Source organism: Nonomuraea sp. NPDC004702, assembly GCF_053601695.1.
Map to the genome: position 1 here is coordinate 142,531 of NZ_JBSGCE010000008.1, position 19,938 is coordinate 162,468.

Annotated in this window: 20 protein-coding genes; 9 read left to right on the plus strand and 11 right to left on the minus strand. The window is 72.5% G+C overall.

The annotated features are described in order from the left end of the window. Positions 1-9: 9 nt before the first annotated feature. Entirely contained in the window at positions 10-2,205 is a 2,196-nt protein-coding gene (locus ACWEJ6_RS13395) for an FUSC family protein (protein WP_452423712.1), read from the plus strand. Here ACWEJ6_RS13395 and serB read toward each other — a convergent pair. The 4 genes from serB to ACWEJ6_RS13415 all read right to left on the minus strand — a co-directional run bounded on the left by serB (position 2,195) and on the right by ACWEJ6_RS13415 (position 5,836). Then, complete coding sequence (gene serB, locus ACWEJ6_RS13400) at positions 2,195-3,412, minus strand: phosphoserine phosphatase SerB (protein ID WP_352357394.1); 1,218 nt, start codon at positions 3,410-3,412, stop codon at positions 2,195-2,197. The two genes, ACWEJ6_RS13395 and serB, sit on opposite strands and share 11 nt — an antisense overlap. 79 nt (positions 3,413-3,491) lie before the next feature. After that, on the minus strand, positions 3,492-4,076 hold the full coding sequence (locus ACWEJ6_RS13405; protein WP_397154682.1) for a hypothetical protein: 585 nt from the start codon (positions 4,074-4,076) through the stop codon (positions 3,492-3,494). 96 nt (positions 4,077-4,172) lie between these two features. After that, a complete protein-coding gene (locus ACWEJ6_RS13410) occupies positions 4,173-5,183 on the minus strand; it encodes an S-adenosylmethionine:tRNA ribosyltransferase-isomerase (RefSeq protein ID WP_452423715.1) in 1,011 nt (336 codons plus the stop codon). Further along, positions 5,180-5,836: an SDR family NAD(P)-dependent oxidoreductase gene (locus tag ACWEJ6_RS13415; protein ID WP_387677940.1), complete on the minus strand. Its 657-nt coding sequence runs from the start codon at positions 5,834-5,836 to the stop codon at positions 5,180-5,182. Before ACWEJ6_RS13415 ends, ACWEJ6_RS13410 begins: the two co-directional genes overlap by 4 nt. Positions 5,837-5,958: 122 nt before the next feature. Between ACWEJ6_RS13415 and ACWEJ6_RS13420 the strand changes: the two genes are divergently transcribed. Then, complete coding sequence (locus ACWEJ6_RS13420) at positions 5,959-7,077, plus strand: GAF domain-containing protein (RefSeq protein WP_452423717.1); 1,119 nt, start codon at positions 5,959-5,961, stop codon at positions 7,075-7,077. After that, positions 7,074-7,697 carry a response regulator transcription factor gene (locus ACWEJ6_RS13425; protein WP_352357384.1) on the plus strand — a complete coding sequence of 208 codons (624 nt, stop codon included), beginning with the start codon at positions 7,074-7,076 and terminating at the stop codon, positions 7,695-7,697. Before ACWEJ6_RS13420 ends, ACWEJ6_RS13425 begins: the two co-directional genes overlap by 4 nt. Before the next feature lie 8 nt (positions 7,698-7,705). Here the strand turns inward: ACWEJ6_RS13425 and ACWEJ6_RS13430 are convergent, their stop codons facing one another. Further along, positions 7,706-8,368, minus strand: coding sequence for a hypothetical protein (locus tag ACWEJ6_RS13430; protein ID WP_452423720.1), 663 nt, complete (start codon positions 8,366-8,368; stop codon positions 7,706-7,708). Between the two features lie 169 nt (positions 8,369-8,537). Here ACWEJ6_RS13430 and ACWEJ6_RS13435 point away from each other — a divergent pair, with 169 nt between their 5' ends. Next, a complete protein-coding gene (locus ACWEJ6_RS13435) occupies positions 8,538-11,324 on the plus strand; it encodes a serine/threonine-protein kinase (RefSeq protein ID WP_452423722.1) in 2,787 nt (928 codons plus the stop codon). 5 nt (positions 11,325-11,329) lie between these two features. Here ACWEJ6_RS13435 and ACWEJ6_RS13440 read toward each other — a convergent pair whose 3' ends face one another. Next, positions 11,330-12,046: a hypothetical protein gene (locus ACWEJ6_RS13440; protein WP_452423724.1), complete on the minus strand. Its 717-nt coding sequence runs from the start codon at positions 12,044-12,046 to the stop codon at positions 11,330-11,332. A gap of 68 nt (positions 12,047-12,114) precedes the next feature. Here ACWEJ6_RS13440 and ACWEJ6_RS13445 point away from each other — a divergent pair, with 68 nt between their 5' ends. The 3 genes from ACWEJ6_RS13445 to ACWEJ6_RS13455 all read left to right on the plus strand — a co-directional run bounded on the left by ACWEJ6_RS13445 (position 12,115) and on the right by ACWEJ6_RS13455 (position 14,207). Continuing rightward, positions 12,115-12,903, plus strand: a complete 789-nt coding sequence (locus tag ACWEJ6_RS13445) for an ABC transporter ATP-binding protein (RefSeq protein WP_452423726.1) — start codon at positions 12,115-12,117, stop codon at positions 12,901-12,903. Positions 12,904-12,998: 95 nt separating this feature from the next. Further along, positions 12,999-13,925: an SPFH domain-containing protein gene (locus ACWEJ6_RS13450; protein WP_452423728.1), complete on the plus strand. Its 927-nt coding sequence runs from the start codon at positions 12,999-13,001 to the stop codon at positions 13,923-13,925. Between the two features lie 51 nt (positions 13,926-13,976). Then, a complete protein-coding gene (locus ACWEJ6_RS13455; protein WP_352319104.1) occupies positions 13,977-14,207 on the plus strand; it encodes a hypothetical protein in 231 nt (76 codons plus the stop codon). On the opposite strand, the gene ACWEJ6_RS13460 is transcribed toward ACWEJ6_RS13455, so the two are convergent. The 4 genes from ACWEJ6_RS13460 to ACWEJ6_RS13475 form a co-directional block, all read right to left on the minus strand. Then, positions 14,204-15,043, minus strand: a complete 840-nt coding sequence (locus ACWEJ6_RS13460) for an NAD(P)H-binding protein (RefSeq protein WP_387677963.1) — start codon at positions 15,041-15,043, stop codon at positions 14,204-14,206. The genes ACWEJ6_RS13455 and ACWEJ6_RS13460 overlap by 4 nt on opposite strands. Positions 15,044-15,072: 29 nt before the next feature. Further along, positions 15,073-15,894, minus strand: coding sequence for a Rieske 2Fe-2S domain-containing protein (locus ACWEJ6_RS13465; RefSeq protein ID WP_352357371.1), 822 nt, complete (start codon positions 15,892-15,894; stop codon positions 15,073-15,075). A gap of 120 nt (positions 15,895-16,014) precedes the next feature. After that, positions 16,015-16,626 carry an HD domain-containing protein gene (locus ACWEJ6_RS13470; protein ID WP_352319099.1) on the minus strand — a complete coding sequence of 204 codons (612 nt, stop codon included), beginning with the start codon at positions 16,624-16,626 and terminating at the stop codon, positions 16,015-16,017. Position 16,627: 1 nt separating this feature from the next. Further along, complete coding sequence (locus ACWEJ6_RS13475; protein WP_452423731.1) at positions 16,628-17,116, minus strand: molybdopterin dinucleotide binding domain-containing protein; 489 nt, start codon at positions 17,114-17,116, stop codon at positions 16,628-16,630. Between the two features lie 143 nt (positions 17,117-17,259). On the opposite strand from ACWEJ6_RS13475, the gene ACWEJ6_RS13480 reads away from it, so the two are divergent. Further along, positions 17,260-17,367 (plus strand): DUF397 domain-containing protein, encoded by a 108-nt coding sequence (locus ACWEJ6_RS13480; protein WP_452423733.1) that lies wholly within the window; start codon positions 17,260-17,262, stop codon positions 17,365-17,367. Positions 17,368-17,549: 182 nt separating this feature from the next. On the opposite strand, the gene ACWEJ6_RS13485 is transcribed toward ACWEJ6_RS13480, so the two are convergent. Next, a complete protein-coding gene (locus tag ACWEJ6_RS13485) occupies positions 17,550-18,950 on the minus strand; it encodes an MFS transporter (RefSeq protein ID WP_397154657.1) in 1,401 nt (466 codons plus the stop codon). A 109-nt stretch (positions 18,951-19,059) separates the two neighbouring features. Between ACWEJ6_RS13485 and ACWEJ6_RS13490 the strand changes: the two genes are divergently transcribed. Continuing rightward, positions 19,060-19,887 (plus strand): helix-turn-helix transcriptional regulator, encoded by an 828-nt coding sequence (locus tag ACWEJ6_RS13490; RefSeq protein ID WP_387677976.1) that lies wholly within the window; start codon positions 19,060-19,062, stop codon positions 19,885-19,887. The last annotated feature ends 51 nt before the right edge of the window (positions 19,888-19,938 follow it).

Genomic DNA, 19,938 nt, shown 5'->3' on the forward strand with positions numbered 1-19,938 from the left:
ACGACGCCTATGCGGGGGGCCGCCAGAGCGCTGCGTGACGGCTTCTCGCTGCCCGCGCGCCCGCCCTGGGGGTACGGGCTGCTGTGCGGGCTCGCGGTGGCCGGGCCGCTGCTGGCCGGGGTGCTGGCGGGCCGGCCGCAGTCGGGGGCGTTCCTGGCCCTGGGGGCGTATCTGACGGCGTTCGGGGACATGTACGGGCAGCCGTACGCGGCGCGGGCGCGGTCCATGGCCGTCAAGATCGTGCTGATCGCCGGCGGGTGCTGGCTGGGCCTGTACCTGGCGGACCGGCCCTGGTGGGCGGTGCTGGCGCTCGGAGCGGTCGCCGCGGCGGGCGGCCGGTGGCGCACGGTCGGGACGCCGCCCGCGTTCGCCCTGGTCACCGGGTTCTACCTGGCGGTGCCCGCGGGGTTCGGGCCGCCCGAGCTGATGGTGCTCGGCGGCCTCCTGTACGCCGTGCTCGCCCTGGCCCTGTGGCCGTTGCGCCGGTTCGACCCGTTGGCGACGGCGCTGGGGGAGGCCGTCCGCGGCGTGGCCGGGCTGCTCGACGGGCTCGCCGGCGGCGACTGGGACGACCGAAGGGAACGCGCGTCCAAGGCCCTGGGGACGGCGGCCACGGCGTCGGCGTCGTTCGAGAGCATGGACGCGGCCGGACGGTCCGCCGACGCGTACGTCGAGGCGCTGGTCCGGATCTTCCACGAGACGGTGGCGCTGCGCGCCCTGCGCGCGGCCGCCCCGGACGAGCAGGACGGGATCGACGACGTGGCCACGACGCTGGCCGCGGACCTGCGGGAGGCCGCGGACGGGCGGCGGGCCGGAGTGGTGGAGGCGCTGGCCGTCACCGCCGACTACGCCGAGCGCCTGGGCGCGCGCGAGCCGGGCGCCGACCCGGCGGCGCTGCGCAGCGCCGCGGTGCTCGGGCAGGCCCGGCGCTGCCTGGACCGGATCGCGGTGGCGGTGCGCACGGTCGGCCTCCTGGCCGCCCGGCACGTGCCCCCGGCCGGCCGCGGGCTGCTGCCCGGGTTGCCGGGAAAGCCTGCGGCGGGCCGCGGGCTGCCGGCGGGGTTGCGGGGAAAGCCTGCGGCGGGGCGCGGGCTGCCGGCGGGATTGCCGGAAGAGCCTGCGGCGGGGCGCGGGCTGCTGCCTGGGAAGCCTGCGGCGGGGCGCCGGCTGTTCGCGCGGTTGCCGTGGAAGCCGCCGCCGGGCGGTTCGGGGCCCGGGCACGCCGGGCGGCTGGGGCTCACCGCCGCCGTGGCGATGGCGCTGATGCTGGGGGTGCACGAGCAGTACGGCAAATGGTTCGTGTTCACCGTGCTGCTGGCGGTGCGGCCCACCTACGGGGACACCGTCGAGCGGGTGGTGCTGCGGGTGGCCGGCACCGTGGCGGGGGCCGCGGCGGCGGCGCTGATCCTGGCGGCGGTGCCGGGGCCGTACACGATCGTGGGGACGGTGCTGGTGTTCGGCACGCTCGGGTTCGCCCTGCGCGAGGTCAGCTACGGCTACTGGTCGATCTTCGCGACGCCGCTGGCCATGATGCTCACCGACTTCTCGACCCGGCTCGACTGGGAGGCGGCGGCGATCAGGCTGGCGCTCACCGCGGGCGGCGGCGTGCTGGCGCTGGCGGCGGCCCGGCTGCTGTGGCCGCGCGGCCAGGCGGGACGGTTGCGCGGCCTGGCCGCCGAGCTGCTGCGCGAGCACGCCTGCCTCGTCCGCGCGCTGGCCGAAGGCGACCTGGACCGGCTGCCCGACCGTACGGAGGCGGCCGGGACGGCGGCCGACCGGCTGCGCGAGTCGCTGGACAAGCTGGACAAGGAGCCGGGCGGCAGCGCGCCGGCCGAGCTGCGGGCCGCGCTGACGCTGGCCAGGAAGCTCAGGGACGACGCGATCCTGCTCGGCGCCGTGCTGCGCGGGGCCGAGCCCGGCTCGGACGCCACCGCCGGCGTGCTCGACGCGGTGGCCGACCGCCTGGACGCCGTGGGGCAGGCCGTACGGGAGCGCGAGCCGCCGCCCGCCGCCGACGCGTTCGAGTCGCAGCTCGACGAGGTGGCGCGGGAGGTCAGCTCGCTGATGGAGGAGGCGGCGGCGGGCGAGGGCACGGCCGTGCGCAGGCGGCTGCGGCACGCGGTGACCGCCCACCCGGCGCTCAGGTCGCTCTGCAAGGACGCGCTCGACCTGGCCGCCGAGGTCACCGCCCGGTTCAGGACGTGAGCACGCCGTCCTCGGCGTCGGCGGCCTCGACCTCGTCCCTGGAGATGCCCAGGAGGTAGAGGATCGAGTCGAGGTAGGGCGTGTTGACCGCGGTGTCGGCCGCCTGCCGGACGACGGGCTTGGCGTTGAAGGCGATGCCCAGCCCGGCCGCGGCGATCATGTCGAGGTCGTTGGCGCCGTCGCCGATGGCCACCGTCTGGGAGATGGGCAGCCTGGCCTCCCTGGCGAACCGCTCCAGCGCGCGGGCCTTGCCCGGCCGGTCGACGATCTCGCCGACGACCCGCCCGGTGAGCTTGCCGTCGATGACCTCCAGGACGTTCGCCGCCGAGTAGTCGATGCCCAGCTCCTCGACCAGGGCGTCGGTGATCTGGGTGAAGCCGCCGCTGACGATGGCGAAGCGGTAGTCGAGGCGCTTGAGCGTACGGACGAGGGTGCGGGCGCCGGGGGTGAGCACGACCTCCTGGCGCACCTGCTCGAACACCTCGGCCGGCAGCCCTTCGAGCAGCGCGACCCGGCGGCGCAGCGACTCGGCGAAATCGAGCTCGCCGCGCATGGCCTGCTCGGTGACCCGGGCGACCTCGTCGAGGCAGCCGGCGTGCGCGGCCAGCAGCTCGATGACCTCGCCCTGGATGAGGGTGGAGTCGACGTCCATGACGATGAGCCGCTTGGCCCGGCGCGACAGGCCGGTGCGCTGGACGGCGACGTCGACCTCCTGCGCGGCGGCCTCGGCGGCCAGCTCGACGCGCAGGGCGGTCGGGTTGGCGCCGGAGACCGACAGCTCGATGCAGGTGACGGGCCACTGGGCGAGGCGTTCGATGCGGTCGATGTTGGCGCCGGCGGCGGCGATGCGGCCGGCGATGCCCGCGATGGCGGCGGGCTGGAGGGTGGCGCCCAGCACGCTGACCGACAGGCGGCCGCGGCGGCGCTGTTCCTTGGCCTGGGAGCCGGTGGAGAGCTCGACCTCCATCCCGAGGTCTTCGGCCACCCGTTCGACGGCGGTCCACATCGCGCCGAGGGTGGTGCCCGTGCCGGTGGACGGGCCGCCGGCGTACGCGACGAGCACGCCGAGCGTGAGTCTGCCGCGGATGACGACCTGTTCGATGTCCGCGACCGTCACCGGGAACCCGGACAGCACGGAGAAGAGCCTGGAGGTGACACCGGGCCGGTCGGGGCCGGTCAGGGTGATCAGGAGGGTGCGCTGGTCCACATCCAGCCACGGTACTGCGCCCGGTCCGGTGCCCGCGCAGCAGGCTCGCCATTCGGACACGGGCGCAGCGGCCGCGGGACTAGCGGACGATCTTCGTCTTGGCGGTCTTGGCGTAGCCGTGCTCAGGAATGCCGAGGCGCTCGAGCTCTTCCTGGGCCAGGGACCACGTGCCCTTCTCCTGGTCCCACATGCCCTGCTGGACGTCGTAGGTGACCACGCCGAGGGTCGCCTTCTGCGTGCCCACGGCGCTCTTCTTCAGCTTGGCGTAGAACTCGAGGCGGACCCAGTCGTCCTTCTCCAGGACGTAGGGAACGCTGCAGTACAGGGCGCGGCCGTCGAGGGCGCAGATGGTGCCCTTGGGAGCGCTGTAGCGGATCTTCCGGAGGTCCACGCCCTTCGGGAACTGGCCGCCGACGAACCAGGCGTCGGCCGAGTACGGGCCGGTGTTGGTCGCCTGGAGGCTGTACTTGATCTGGCCGCCGGCCTTGGCCGTCTTGGACGCCTTCAACTTGATGTCGAAGACCGCGAAGGGGGCGTCGGCGGCCTTGGCGGCCGTGGCGGTGTGGGCGGCGGTGGTCGTCGTGGCGGACGCGGGCACCGCCGGGACAATCAGCGCACCGGCCAGCAAAGCCAGCGAGGCGACCTTAGTGAGGGAGTTGCGCATTAACGTCTCCGGAGAGGAAGTGGCACGGGGACGCGCTTGAACAAGCCCCCGTAAATGTCGGCTGTTCCTATCACGAGGGCAAAATGTGTGTAAAGCTTATTTATCCAGAATCAGGTGCGTGTCGCCGAACTCGTGCCACAGATATCCCTTCCGCAGCGCCTCTTCGTACGCGCGGGCCAGCGCCCTCTCGCCGGCGATCGCCGTCAGCATGAGCAGGTGGCTGGAGCGAGGTTCGTGCAGGCCGGTGATGAGCCCGTTGACCGCCCGTACCCCGGTGGCCGGGGTGACGACGTGGCCGGTCCAGCCGGAGGCCGCGCCGACCAGGCCGTCCGGGCCCACGGCGGTCTCCAGGGCGCGCACGACGGTCGTCCCCGCGGCGATCACCCGGCCGCCGTTCCGCCGGGTCAGGTTGACCAGCCGGGCGGTGGCGGCGGGCACCTCGTACCGCTCGGCGTAGGGCCGCTCGTCCTTCTCCGGCGAGGCCACGCCGGTGTGCAGCGTGACGGGCGCGATCGTCACGCCCCGCGAGACCAGCGCGGTGACCAGCTCGGAGGTGAACGGCCGGGCCGCGCTCGGCATCTCCGCGCTGCCCGGCACGGTGGCGAACACCGTCTGGTAGGCGTCGATGGGCCAGTCGGCCGGCACGTACGAGTAGCGGATCGGACGGCCGTGCTCGCGCAGGTACGGCAGCACGTCCCGGTCCAGCCGCGCCCGCCACAGCCGCGGCGTCTCCCGTTCGATCAGCCGCAGCGTGGCCCGGCCGGGCAGCGGCAGCCACTCGCCCGGCTCGCCGCCCCCGTACGGCTCGGACGCCTTGGCCGTCCTGCGGCGCAGCTCGACCAGCCAGGTGCCGTCCTCGCGGGCGGTGGAGAAGTGCACCGCGAGCCGGTCGAGCCGGACCGCCGCGGGCAGCGTCGCCGAGTTGTTGACCACGATCAGGTCGCCGGGGTCGAGCAGTCCGGGCAGGTCGCCGAACCGGTGGTGGGCGGGGTCGGCCTCGCCGCGCGAGACCATCAGGCGCACCGCGTCCCTGGCCAGCCCGCGCGCCTCGGGCGGCTCGTGGGCCGACAGGTCGTCGGGCAGCGCGAAGTCCAGCAGCGCCGTCATTGCAGGCTCACCTTCCCGCCGGCCGGCCGGGACGTGACCAGGTCGCGCAGCGCCGCGGCCACCTTGGCGGGGTCGGTGGCCGACGACGCCTCCTCGGCCCCGACGGCGTCGGCGAGCATGCGGGTGTTCATCTCGCCGGGATCGGCCCACCAGACCCGCAGGCCGGGCTCCTCGGCGGCCAGCACGTTCGACAGCTGCTCCAGGGCGGCCTTGGTCGCGCCGTAGCCGCCCCAGCCCGCGTAGGCGCCGGTGGCGGCGTCGGAGGTGATGTTGACCACGGCTCCGCCGGCCGCGCGCAGGGCGGGCAGCGTGGCCTGGATGAGCGCGAGCGGCGCGGTCACGTTCGTCTCCAGCAGGACCCGGAACGCCTCCAGCGGGTAGCCCGCCAGCGGCGGCAGCGGGGTCACCCCGAGGTCACTGGCGTTGTTGACCAGGAGGTCCAGCTCGGGCACGGCCCGTCCCAGCCGCGCGATGTGCTCGGGGTCGGTCACGTCGCCGGGGATCGCGGTGGCGCCCAGCTCGTCGGCGATCCGGCGCAGCTCGTCGGCGCCGCGGGCGGTGAGCACGAGGTTCCAGCCCGCCTCCGACAGCGACCTCGCCAGGGCGAGGCCGAGGCCGCGGGAGGCGCCGGTGATGAGAGCGGTGTTCGTCATGACATCGACGCTAGGATCGGCGCGCCGCGCCGGCATCGGGCGCAGGGCCCGCTCCCGCCTGGGCACATCGTCCTAGGACGTCCTAGGACTCCGCCCCTGGAGCGGGACCCTAGAGTGGGTCCGTGAGCTCATCGGACCGGGACGAGATCCTGCAGGCGGTGAGTTCCGCCGTGCTCGCGGTCACCCGCCATCTGTCGGTCCGCGAGGTGCTCCAGGTCATCGTACGGTCGGCGCAGCGCCTCCTCGACGCCCGCTACGCCGCGCTCGGCGTGCCCGACGACGACGGCTCGTTCGCCGAGTTCGTCGCCGAGGGCCTCACCGACAAGCAGTGGGCGGCCATCGGCCCGCTGCCCAGGCAGCACGGCATGCTCGGCGCGATGCTCCGCGAAGGCACCCCGGCCCGGCTGCCCGACCTGCGGGAGGACCCGCGGTTCGAGTGGTGGCCGAAGGCGCACCCGGTGATGAAGGACTTCCTCGGCGTGCCCATCCGCGACGCCGACCAGGTGATCGGCATCATCTTCCTGGCCAACAAGCGCACCCCCGGCGGGTTCACGCAGGAGGACCAGGAGCTGCTGACGCTGTTCGCCGCGCACGCCGCCATCGCGCTCACCAACGCCAGGCTCTACGAGCGCGGGCGCGAGCTGGCCATGCTGGAGGAGCGCAACCGGGTGGCCCGCGAGCTGCACGACGCGGTCACCCAGAAGCTGTTCTCGCTCCGCCTGACCGCCCAGGCCGCCGCCACCATGCTGGACAAGGCCCCCGAGAAGGCGCACGCCGAGCTCGAACGCGTCCAGCGGCTGGCCGGGGAGGCGCTGTCGGAGCTGCGCGCGGTGATCGTCGAGCTGCGCCCGGCCGAGCTCGACCGCCACGGGCTCGCCGAGACGTTGCGCAAGCACGTGCGCATGCTCGACCGGCTCCACCCCTCGCTGGTCACCTTCGAGTGCGACGAGCTGCCGCCGCTCGACTCGGCGGTGGAGGTGGCCGTGCTGCGGGTGGCCCAGGAGGCGCTGCACAACGCGCTCAGGCACTCCGGGGCCTCGCGGGTGTCCGTCCGCCTGGTCCTCGACGGGGGGACGCTGGCGCTGACCGTCCACGACGACGGCGACGGCTTCGAGCAGGGGGAGTCGCACGGCCTCGGCCTGGTGTCGATGCGCGACCGGGCGGAGTCGGTCGGCGGGGCGATGACGGTCTCCTCGGCCCCCGGCCAGGGGACCACCGTACGCGTGGAGGTGGGCGTGTGATCCGGGTGCTGATCGCCGACGATCATCCGGTGGTCCGGCAGGGGCTGCGGACGTTCCTCGACCTGCAGGACGACATCACCGTCGTCGGCGAGGCGGCCGACGGCGCGCAGGCCGTCGAGCTGGTCGGCGAGCTGACGCCCGACGTGCTGCTGCTCGACCTGAAGATGCCGGTGCTCGACGGGCTAGGCGCGCTGGAGCGGCTGGCCGGCTCGGCCACGCGGGTGGTGGTGCTGACGTCCGTGAGCGACCGGTCCGACGTCGGCCCGGCGATGCGGGCGGGGGCCGCGGGCTTCCTCTACAAGGACGTCGATCCGTCCGCGCTGGTCCAGGCCGTGCGGGCGGTGCACAACGGTCAGGTGCTGCTCGCGCCGGAGGCGGCCGAGGCGATGTTGTCCGCCCCGGCGCCCGTGGCCGCCGTGCCGGGGCCGGCGCCGCTGACCGAGCGCGAGCGCGAGGTGCTCGCCCTGATCGCGGCCGGGCGGTCCAACAGGGAGATCGCGCGCAGCCTCGCCGTCGCGGAGAAGACGGTCAAGACCCACGTGTCGAACGTGCTGATGAAGCTGGGCGTCCAGGACCGGACCCAGGCCGCGCTGTACGCCGTGCGGCACGGCCTGGCCTGATCAGCCGGTCAGGTGTCCTTCTTCTGGTTGGACTCCTCGTGGCTGGCCGGCGGGTTGTACTCCTTGACGGGCGGCGGCGGCGTCCAGCGCTTGGTGGGCTTGCGCGGCGGCACCACGATCTTGGTCTTGGCCGTCCTGAGCCAGGAGTAGCCCTTGATGCCGAGGCGCTTGAGCTCTTCCTTGTCGATGTTCTCCATGCCCTGGTCGACGTCGTACGCGATGACGCCGAGCTTGGCGACGGCCACGCCCCTGGTGCCCTTCTTCAGGGTGACCTGGAAGTTCAGCCAGTCCGTCTTGCCCTTCGGCAGGACGAATTTGCCCCAGCACCAGAACCAGCGGCCCTCCCAGGTGCACTTCGTGCCCTTCGACGCCCCCCAGCGCAGCGTGGGCACCACGCCCTTGGGCACCTGTCCGCCGATCCAGTAATAGTCGGCGTAGTACGGCCCCAGATTCTTCGCTTTGAGGTAGTAAGTTATCTTTCCGCCGCTTCTGGTGCGGTTGTTGTACTTAACGGAGATCTTGAAGTTCGAGAACGGCTTGGCCCTGGCGGCGACGGCCCGCGTCGTCGCGGTGGTCGCGGTCGTGGTGGTCATGGCCTCTGCCTGGGCCGGGGCCACCAACGGCACGGCGGCCAGGCCGCTGACTAAGAACAGGCTGAAGCTCTTGCGCATGTGACGGCTCCCCGTACGGTGCTGGAAATCCCCGATCTTCTCCGTGATTATTACGTAGGGCAAATTTTTCGCAAAGAGCGATGATCTTTCGTGACTTGGGATGGCTTGCGGGCTTTTCGCATGGTTCATCACGCTTCGATCGGGGGTCTCAGCGCAAGGGGAGGACCAGGTGCCGGAGACGCACCCATTACAGCCCGGCGATCCGCGATCTCTGGGCGCCTACCGGCTGCTGGAGCGCCTCGGCAAGGGGGCCCAGGGGGTCGTCTTCAAGGCGGCGGGGCCCGACGGGCGGCTTGTCGCGATCAAGCTGTTGAACACGCTGCTCGACCGGCCCGGACTCGACGGGGAGCGGTTCCTGCGCGAGGTCGCCGCCGCGCGCCGGGTCGCCCAGTTCTGCACCGCGCAGGTGCTGGGGGCCAACCTGGACGGCGAGCAGCCGTACATCGTGAGCGAGCTGGTCGACGGGGTGTCGCTCCAGGTCGTGGTGCAGCGGGAGGGGCCGCGCCAGGGCGGGGCGCTGTACCGGCTGGCCGTCGGCACCGTCACCGCGCTGGCCGCCATCCACCGGGCCGGGATCGTCCACAGGGACTTCAAGCCGAGCAACGTGCTGCTGGGGCCCGACGGGCCGCGCGTGATCGACTTCGGCATCGCCAGGGCGCTGGACTCGGCGATGACGATCAGCAGCGGGGTGGTCGGGACGCCGGCGTACATGTCGCCCGAGCAGATCTCGGGCGAGCGGGTGGGGCCCGCCGGCGACATGTTCAGCTGGGCGCTCACCATGCTGTACGCCGCCACCGGGCGGCCCGCGTTCGGCCAGGACAGCCTGCCCGCGGTCATCTACCGGGTGATGAACGAGGAGCCGGATCTGTCGGCGCTGCCCGGCGAGCTGCGGCCGTTGGTGCAGGCGTGCCTGAGCAAGCGCGCCGAGGACCGGCCCACGGCGGCGGACGCGCTGTTCGCCCTGCTGGAGAACCAGGGGGCGGCGGCCCAACGGGACGCCGAGGTCGCCCTCAACACCGGCTCCCAGCTCGCCGCCGACCACCCCCAACCCGCCGCCGACGGCCTCCATCTCGCCGCCGACCACCCCCACCCCGCCGCCGACGGCCCCGGCCCTTCGGTCCCGCCGCCTTCGGGTCCTTTCGCTTCGGGTTCCCGGCCCTCGGGCGCCGGGCCGTCGGGGCCCGCGCCCGCCGGCGGGGTGAGGGATCCGGGGCCCGTAGGGGCTCGGGGGCCGCAGGAGGCGCCCGCGCCGACCGGATGGGCCAATCCGTCCGGGGCGTCCTACACCCCGCCGCCGCCCGCCGCCCGCCCGGCCGTCCAAGGCGGGCCCGCGGCGGGTGGGGCCGGGCGAGGGCCGGCCGGTCCAAAGGCGCCGTTCGGTGGGCCTGGGGCGGGTGGGGCCGGGGGAGGGCCTGCTGGTCCCGGGGTGCCGTCCGGTGGGCCTGGGGCGGGTGGGGCCGGGGGAGGGGCGGCTGGTCCCGTGGCGCCGTTCGGAGGGGCTGGGGCGGGCGGTGGGCAGGAGGGGGTCACGCGATACGTCCGGCAGGCGCCTGCCGGACCCTACGGGCAGCCGCCGCGGCTGCCGCCGCCGTACCCCATGGGCCCGCGGCAGGCGCCGGCCGGGAGCGGCAACGACGCGTTCTTCAGGCACGCCCCCGCCGTCGTACCGCCCGGTGAGGTCAGGGCCAGGCGCAGGCGCGCGATCATGGTGTCCAGCGCGCTCGCCGTGGCGCTCGCGCTGGCCGGCGGCGTGCTGTTCCTGGGGCCGAGGATGTTCGGCCCGGAAAACCCGCCGAGCCCGGGCGCGGCGGCCGAGGCCACCACGTTGCTGGCCCCGAGCCCCGGTCTGCCCACTGTCCAGCCCACGGCGACGCTGCCCGCCACCGCCACCCCGCCGTCCACGTTGCCCGGCACCGCCACCCCGCCGTCCACGCCGGTCCCGAGCCCCACCGTCACCCCCATGCCCACACAGACGGTCCCGCCGCAGGCCGTCGCCGCCATCGGCAAGCAGGACGGCAAGTCGCTCAAGGGCCACACCAAGGGCGTCCAGACGATCTCCGCCCTGTCCCTGGGCGACGGCAGGACCTGGCTGGTGTCCGGCGGCCAGGACGGCCGGGTCCGCCTGTGGGACCTGGGCAGGCACAAGCCGCTGGCCACCATGAGGGGCCACAGCGAGGAGGTGTACGCCGTGGCCGCCGTCATGATGGGCAAGACGCCCATGGCGGTGTCCGGGGGCTACGACGGCAGCGTCCGCCTGTGGAACCTCAAGACGCACAAGGGCAAGGTCCTCGGCTGGCACGGTGACGCCGTCTACTCGGTCGCGCTGACCAAGGCGGGCGGCAAGTGGATCGCCGTGACCGGGGACGCCAACGGCTGGCTGCGCTTCTGGGACCTGAAGAGGCGCAAGGCCACCGGCAGGGCCGTCAAGGCCCACCGCACCTCCGTGAACTGGCTCAACGCCACCCACCTCGGAGACCGCGCGATCGTCGTCTCGGCCGGCGAGGACGCGACCCTGCGCCTGTGGGACGTGGCCCGCCACAAGCCGTACGGAAAGGCGTACAAGGGTCATACGAAGGGCGTGTACGCGGTGACCACCGGCAGGCTCGGAGACCGGACGGTGGTCGCGTCCGGCGGCAAGGACCGGAAGATCCGGATCTGGGACCCGAAGACCGGCAAGACCATCGGCTCGCCCCTGCCGGGTCACAAGAAGATCATCTACTCCTTGTCCTTCGGCACGCTGGGCGGCCGCACGGTCCTGCTGTCCGGCTCGACCGACGGGACCATCCGGCTCTGGGACCCCGACACGCACAAGCCTCTGGGCAAACCGGTCAAGGCCCACAAGCGCGGCGTGTACGCGGTCGGGATCGTCCCCTCGGACGGCGGCCCGGTCGTCGTGTCGGCCGGCAAGGACAAGGTCATCCGCGTCTGGAGGCCGAAGGAGGAGGCCGGGTCCTGAGCCGCCTACGAGTGGCGTACCGGCTCGAAGATGGCGTGATGAGCGGCGACCAGGGCGCGGCGGACGGCCCGGTCTAGCTCCCGCAGGGCCGTGGCCCTGGCCGCGACCTGCGTCGAGGTGAGCCCGCGGTCGTCGGCCAGGACGAGGACGGCGGCCAGCCGGGTGGCCAGCGTGGAGACGCGGTGGGCGCGGGCCGGGTAGCCGGGGGCCAGCTCGCCGCCGCGCCGGGGCTGGTCGGGCCGGGCCTGGGCCGGGCCTTCGACGCCGGTCAGCGCCTCGGTGGCGGCGCGCATGGCCGACGACAGCTCGTGCTCGGCCTCGGCCAGCGAGGGCAGGTCCTGGCGTACGGGCCCGGCGTCGTGCACCTCCAGGCGGGTCCCCACGTACGAGGAGCCGCGCCGGTCGGGGACGGGCACCAGGCCGAGCCGCCGGTCGCGCAGCACGGCGACCGCGGCCTGCCCGGCGTCGACGGCGGAGGAGTTGAACGTCGCCGGCCCGGACAGCCCGAGCGGGTCGCCGGGCGCGGGAAGGGCGAGCCGGAACTCGTGCAGGCCGTCGGACCGCAGGTTTGCGAGGTATTTACGCAGCGGCACGTCACCGGCGACGACAGGCCCCGCGACGGCTTCCACGTGGTCAGCCGCCTCGTCGAGGCCGACGTGACCGGAGAGCCACGCGTTGCCCCAGGCGACGAGCGAGGGACAGACAGGTGATTCAGGGTGCACCGATCCACGATAAGCGCTCGCCCTGCAATAGGTTTGTCCCCAGGGTGACTCCAAGGGAGGGAACGGGGATGGGTGGTCAGGTGCTGCGGCTCCAGGACGTCGCCGTCAGGCGCGACGGAGCGGCCCTGCTGCGCGGCATCGACTGGACGGTCAACGAGGACGAGCGCTGGGTCGTCATCGGTCCCAACGGCGCGGGCAAGACCACGTTGTTGCAGGTCGCCGCGACGTTGCTCTATCCGACCGAGGGCGTGGTCGAGGTGCTGGGGGAGCGGCTGGGGCAGACCGACGTGTTCGACCTGCGGCCGCGCATCGGGCTGGCGAGCGCCGCGCTGGCCGAGCGCATCCCGCCGGAGGAGAAGGTCATCGACCTCGTCCTGACCGCCTCGTACGCCATCATGGGCCGCTGGACGGAGGAGTACGACTCCAACGACGTGACCAGGGCCGTCGAGCTGATCGACATGATGGGCGCGGCCCACCTGATCAGGCGGCGGTTCGGCACCCTGTCGGAGGGCGAGCGCAAGCGGGTGCAGATCGCCCGCGCGCTCATGCCCGACCCCGAGATCCTCCTGCTCGACGAGCCGGCCGCCGGCCTCGACCTGGGCGGCCGGGAAGACCTGGTGCGCCGGCTGTCGGCGCTGGCCGGCGACTACCGCTCGCCGACGCTGGTGCTGGTGACGCATCACGTCGAGGAGGTGCCGAGCGGGTTCACGCACGGCCTGCTGCTGCGGCACGGGTCCGTGGTGGCGGAGGGGCCGCTCGACCACGTGATGACGGCCGACAACCTGTCCCGTACGTTCGGGGTGCCGCTGACGCTCGACCGGAGCGCCGAGGGCCGCTGGTACGCCCGGGCACACTGACCTCACTGGATCACCATTTATGCGGATATCGGTCGCCTAAAGGTGAAACGAAATATCATGCACCGAGTCGGTCCCCTCGACTCCGGAGCTTCGCCATGTCGACCGAGCAGCTCGTCGTCGCCCTCGTCGTGGTCGCGGCGATGGGCTTCGTGGTGGCCCGCAGCATCCGCATCATCCCGCAGGCCACGGCCGCCGTCATCGAACGGCTGGGCCGCTACCACCGCACGCTGACGCCCGGGCTCAACATGGTGGTCCCGTTCGTCGACCGCATCAAGGGCCTGATCGACCTGCGGGAACAGGTGGTCTCGTTCCCGCCGCAGCCGGTGATCACGTCCGACAACCTGGTGGTGTCGATCGACACGGTGATCTACTTCCAGGTCACCAACCCCAAGGCCGCCACGTACGAGATCGCGAACTTCCTGATCGGCGTCGAGCAGCTCACCGTCACCACGCTGCGCAACGTGGTCGGCGGCATGGACCTGGAACGCACGCTGACCTCGCGCGAGGAGATCAACACCGAGCTGCGCGGCAGCCTCGACGAGGCCACCGGCAAGTGGGGCATCCGGGTCAACCGGGTGGAGCTGAAGGCCATCGACCCGCCCGTCTCCATCCAGGACTCGATGGAGAAGCAGATGCGCGCCGACCGGGACAAGCGCGCCGCCGTGCTGGCCGCCGAGGGGCAGCGCCAGGCGGCGATCTTGGCCGCCGAGGGCGACAAGCAGGCCGCCGTGTTGCGCGCCAGGGGCGAGGCGGAGGCGGCCGTGCTGCGGGCGCAGGCGGACGCCGAGGCCCAGGCCATGCGCGCCAAGGGCCAGGCGGACGCGATCGGCATGGTCTTCAAGGCCATCCACGACGGGAAGCCCGACCAGCGACTGCTGGCCTACCAGTACCTCCAGACCCTGCCCGAGATCGCCAAGGGCGACGCCAACAAGGTCTGGATCGTGCCCTCGGAGATGGGCAAGGTGCTGGAAGGGCTGGGCGGGCTGTTCACCCCGCCCGCGCCGAAGAACCCCGAAGAATAACTCAAACACATGTACGGATAAATACCGGCCTAAGTGGGTATAAATCAGTACATGAAGGGTGATCGGGTGGAGATCGTCATCGACGCGGGCGGCTCCCCGCGAACCTACGAGGTCACGGCCACCCGCGCGGGCCGGCGCGTCGAGGTGGCCAACCGGCGCGGGCTGGTGGAGGTGAGCGAGGTCACCCGGAGCGGCACGCCGGTGCGCACGGCCCGCTTCATGTCCAGCCGGATCCTCGCCCTCGTGGAGCATCCGGCCGACGAAGCCGCAGGCGACGACTAGCGGAAGTCCGCCACGTGGTCCTCGGCCCACTGACGGAAGGTCAGCGCGGGCCGGCCGAGCAGCCGCTCCACCGTGTCGGTCACCCGCTCGGGGTTGTGCACCGCCGCCCCCCAGCCCTTCAGCGCGGCCTCCACGAACCCGGGATCGCCCCAGGCGGCCGTCAGGTGCTCGCGGGCCTCGTCCAGCGGCTGCTCCTCCCAGCGCACCTCGTGCCCGGCCGCCTCGCCGATGATCCGCACCTGCTCGGCCTGGGTGAGCTGTTCGGGGCCGGAGAGCACGTACTTGCCGCCCGTGTGGCCGGCCGAGGTGAGCACGTGCGCGGCCACCGCGGCGATGTCCTTCTCGTGGATCAGCGCCCTGACCGCCTGCCCGAACGGCCAGCGCACGACGCCCTGCCGGATCTGGGCGGCCCAGCCCAGCGTGTTGGCGGCGAAGCCGCCGGGCCGCAGGAACGTCCAGGCGAGGCCGGAATGCCGGATCAGCCGCTCGACACTCTGGTGGAACAGCGTCGGCTCCTCGCCGTCGGCCAGGTCCTCGACGTCGGCGGACAGGTAGACCACGCGGCGGGCGTGCCTGGCGAGGGCCGTCACCGCGCCCGCGGTCGCCGCCTCGGAGTAGCCGGGCCACAGCAGGAAGACGCTCTCGACGTCCCGCAGCGCCGGTTCAAGGGTCTCGGGCACGGTCAGGTCGCCGCGCACGGCCTCCACGCCCTCGGGGAGCCGGGCCTTGTCGGGGTTCCTGACCAGGGCCCGCACGTCCAGGCCCGCCTCCGCGAGCTGGGAGACCACATGTTTGCCCACATTGCCGGTCGCGCCGGTCACCAGAATTTTGCTCATGGCCCCGACGGTAGGACCTCAAGTTAAGTTCAGGTCAATCCCGGCCGTACCTGGATCGTGCCGTCGCGGCGGACGCGGGTCTCGAACATGGGCGCGGGCGCGGTCGCGGGACCGTGCTTGACCGAGCCGTCGGCCAGCCGGAACGTGCTGCTGTGCCACGGGCAGACCACGCACGCCTCGCCGTCCTCCATGACCAGCCGGCCCTGGTGCAGCGGGCCGGCCAGGTGCGGGCAGCGGTCGGCCAGCACGGTCACCCCGTCGCCCTGGCGCAGCACGAAGAGCTGGATGTAGCCGAGCCGGCGCGCGACCGGCCTGCCGTCGGGCAGGTCCTTGAGCGGGCACAGGTCGTGCCAGCCCAGCGGTACGAGATGGGCGACCTGCGGCGCGTGGTTGGCCCCCGCGGCCTGCCGGTAGGCCATGTGGCCGCCGAGGTAGCCGCCCAGCCCGCCCAGCCCGAGCCCGACGTAGGACAACACGCGCCCGGCCCGCTCGGCGCCGCGCAGCCGGGCCACCAGCGAGGCCGACATCAGGCCCAGGGCGGTCATGTTGGCGGCCATGTGCACGAAGCCCACGCGCTGCTGCTCGCGGTGGAGCGAGGACCAGTCGGTCAGCCCGGCCGCCGCCGTGGGCAGCGCGTTGGCGATGCCCGTGGCCAGGAGCAGCCTGCTCGCCCTGGGGTCGGCGTGGGCCAGGTCGAGCACGGCGGCCGACAGCCAGCAGCCGAGCGTGACCGTGGCCAGCGGCGGGTGCAGTGGTTTCCCCGTGGGCACGCCGTGCAGCAGGTCGCGCAGAGTGCCCTGACGCAGGCGCTCGCGGACGACCTTGGCCAGCCCCCGGATCGGTTTGTCCATCGCCTTCGACTTCTCAAGTCGATCGGCGAGGTCAACCGGACCGACGAAACCCCGCAATTGCCGACGTCTCGCTCGCACTGTCTCTTTCACGACAAGTCCCCTACCCCGGCCTTGACGGGATCACTCGGAGAGGTGTCCCCTGGCCACGGAGAGTTCTACCAGCTCCAGCGCGTACGCGCCGAGAGAGGCCGATCCCTCCTGGATGATCCGCACCTTCTCCCTGACCTCGCCGGCCGTCACCTTGAACAGCGGCCACGTGCCGCCCTCGGTGTGGTGGTTGGCCAGGATCGGCGCGAACCGGTCGAGCGCCTTGGCGAACCTGGCCTCGGGCGTCTGCCTGGCCTCGAACTCGTCCCAGAGCTCCCGCAGCCGGGCGCCCTGCTCCGCGGGGAGCAGGCCGAAGATGCGGTCGGCCGCGGCGGTCTCGGCGGCGGCCTGGGCGGCGACCGCCACATGGTCGTAGACGAAGGTGTCGCCGGCGTCGATCTCGACCAGGTCGTGCACGAGTAACATCGCCACCACCCGCTGCAGGTCCGTTCCGGGCGGGGCGTGCTCGCCGAGGACCATCGCCAGCGTGCCCACGTACCAGGAGTGCTCGGCGGAGTTCTCCCGCCGCGACCCGTCGATCAGATGGTTGCGGCGGATGATCCGCTTCAACTTGTCGATCTCGACGGCGAACGCGATCTGGGCGTACAGGCGGTCCTCTTCTGGCGCGATAGTCACGCGCGACACCCTAATGTGCGGTGATCACCCCGGTTGGTGAAATCGTGACCGGAACTCCGTTGAACACTGCGTTACCACTTGGGATATCCAGGGCGGATTCGTCCGTCAGCACGTTCGTGTTGACACCGGCGTGTTGGGCCGCCACCTGCTGCGTGCTGCCCGCGTGCCCCCAGCCGTGCGGCAGGCTCACCACGCCCGGCATGATCGTGTCGGTGGGCTCCAGCGTCACCGTGAGGCTTCCGGTGGCCGAGGTGACCACGGCCTGGCCGGTCAGGCCCAGCCTGGCCACGTCGGCGGGGTTGATCTGGAGCGTGCAGGTGTTGGTGCCGCCGACCAGCGGGCCCACATTGTGCAGCCAGCTGTTGTTGGAGCGCAGGTGTCGCCGCCCGATCAGCACGATGTCCGGCGGCTCCGCCGCCAGCCCGCCGCGCAGGCGCTCGACGTCGTCGAGGAGCTGCGGCGGGCCCAGCTCGATCACGCCGGAGGCGGTCTTCAGCACCTCGGGCAGCCGGGGCTCCAGCGCGCCGAGGTCCAGGCCGTGCGGGTGGTCGAGCAGCTTGCGCAGCGACAGGTCGCCCTTGCCGGCCCACTCGCCGTACGGGCCGAGCAGCAGACGGCAACGTCGCCCTACGGGACAGCAAGGTGGAGGACGGCCCCGTGCTCGTCTTCACGCCGTCCGAATGGGCCGCCTTCACCGCAGGGGTGCGTGACGGCGAGTTCGACCTGCAGACCCTGGCCGCCGCCGGGTGAGCAAGCGGCCCTGACGAGTTGGCGACACAACCTTCAGGGCCGCCCACGAGGAGGCCCGGCACGAGCTCGTCGGCCTGTTCCGTCTCGTAGGGCTTCCAAAACCGGCCCGCCGCAGCGTTCAGCGCGGCAGAACGAGCGCGGCCGACGAGCAGATGATCTGTCGATCACCGCCGGCTGGCACGTCAGCGGCGGCGGATCAGGAAGAGGCTGCTCAGGCCCGCCAGGACGGCCAGGCCCGCCATCGCGACGGCGGCCATGAGGGAGGCCGAGACGGTGCCGTGGCCCTGGCTCAGCGAGATGAACAGGGTGCCCACGGTCGAGACGCCGATGACCTGGCCGAGCTGCATCACGGTGAGCAGCGCGCCGCTCGCGTCCGCCGCGTACGCGCCATCCACCTGCTCGGTCGCCATGTTGGTCACCGCCACCTGCACGCCGAGCCCGGCGCCGATGAGGGCGCTCATGACGGCGTACAGGACGCCGCCGTCGGCGGCGAGGCCGAGGCCGAGGTAGGCGGGCGCGGCCACCACGTAGCCGACCGGGACGAGCGGGCGCTGCAGCCCAGCCGGCAGCCGCGGCCACAGCAGGCCGACGATGCCGAAGGCGAGCGCGCACGGCACCAGCATCATGCCCGAGCCGAGCGGGGACAGGTGCAGGTCGCCCTGGAGGTGCAAAGCCGAGGTGAACAGGAACGCGCCCCACGTCGCCGGGCCGAACAGCAGGATCGCCAGGCCGGGACGCATGCCGGGCGCGGCCAGCACCTTGGCGTCCACCAGCGGACGCCCGCCCCGGCCGGTCACCCAGCGCTCGACCCGGACGAACGCCACGAACATCACGACACTGAGCCCCATCGACACCCAGCCCCAGACGGGCCAGCCCAGGTCACGTCCGAGCACCAGCGGCACCACGAACAGCAGCACGGCCGCCGACAGGGTCACCAGGCCCCACGGGTCGAGCCCGGTCCTGCCGCCGCCCTCGTCGGCGGGCAGGGCGCGGAACCCGATGCCGAGCAGCACCGCCCCGACCGGCACGAGCACCAGGAACACCACCCGCCAGCCGGCGCCGAAGCCGAGCAGGATGCCGCCGAGCGCCTGGCCCACGACGATGCCGCCGCTGATCACCAGTGACCAGAGCCCGATCGCCCGTCCGCGGGCCGCGCCCTGGTAGTTGCGCTGGATCAGGGTCAGCACCTGCGGCATCATCATGGCCGCGCCGGCGCCCTGGGCGAGGCGGAAGCCGATCAGCCAGCCCGTCGAGGGCGCGAGGCCGGCGCCGAGCGTGGTGACGGTGAACACGGCCAGACCGCCGAGGAAGGCGTTGCGATAACCGAAGAGGTCGCCGATCCGGGCGCCGGTGATCAAGAGGACGGCATAGACAATGGTGTAACCGGCGACGATCATCTGCAGCCCCGCGCCGGAGGAGTGCAGGTCCGCCTCGATGGTCGGGGTGGCCACGTTGACGATGTTGACGTTGAGGATGGCCAGGAACTGCCCGACGAGGATCACTGCGAGGAGCAGACCGCTGGCCTTGGCCCTGTCCGGTGGGGTGACCTGGACAGGAGTGGTGACAGTGGCGGATTCGGTCATGTGTTTCATTATTGTGCGAATCCGATACCAGTAACGAGAGTCCCTTTATACTGGTATTGGCGGCACCTGGATAAGTGTGCGCGGATGCCCCCATAGTGGAGGTGTGACCGTGACCGAGGCAAGACGTACGGATCTGGCGGCGTTCCTCCGGACCCGCCGGGAGCGCATCACCCCCGAGATGGTGAACCTCGCGCCGGGCCCCCGCAGGCGTACGCCGGGGCTGCGCCGCGAGGAGGTCGCCCAGCTCGCCGGGGTGGGCGTCACCTGGTACACGTGGCTGGAGCAGGGCCGGCCGATCAACGTCAGCGGCCAGGTGATCGACGCCGTCGCCCGTACGCTCATGCTGGACAACGCCGAGCGTCAGCACCTCTACCGGCTCACCGGCCAGGCCGAGCCCCCCGCCGTCGCCGACGCCAGCCGCATGCCGCCCGAGATGCAGGGCATCCTCGACCAGCTCGGCGACATGCCCGCGTCCGTCACCAACAGCCGTTCTGACCTGCTGGCCTGGAACGCCGCCTACGCCACCCTGTTCCCGCACGTCGTCGAGGCCCCGGACGGCGAGCGGAACTCGTTGTGGCAGACGTTCGTCAACCCGCACGCCGCGACCACCCTCGTCAACCGCGAGTCGGAGCTGCCGCGCGCGGTCGCGGTCTTCAGGGGCGCCTACAGCCGGCACGCCGACGACCCCTGCTGGCAGGACTTCGTGCGGCGGCTGAGCGCGGAGAGCGCCGAGTTCGCCCGCATGTGGGCCAGGCAGGACGTGGCCGAGCCGGGCCCCCGCGTGAAGGTCTTCAAGCACGAGGTCGCCGGCGACCTCCGCTTCAGCACGACCAGCCTGAACGTCTCCGCCACCCCGGAGACGCGGCTCGTCGTCTACAGCCCCAAGGACGACGCCACCAGGTCCGCTTTGACCTGGTTGATGGGTACCAAGTCCTAATCTGCCGCCCATAGAATGCTCGATCCGTAAAAGTCTGGATCGAGCGGAAAT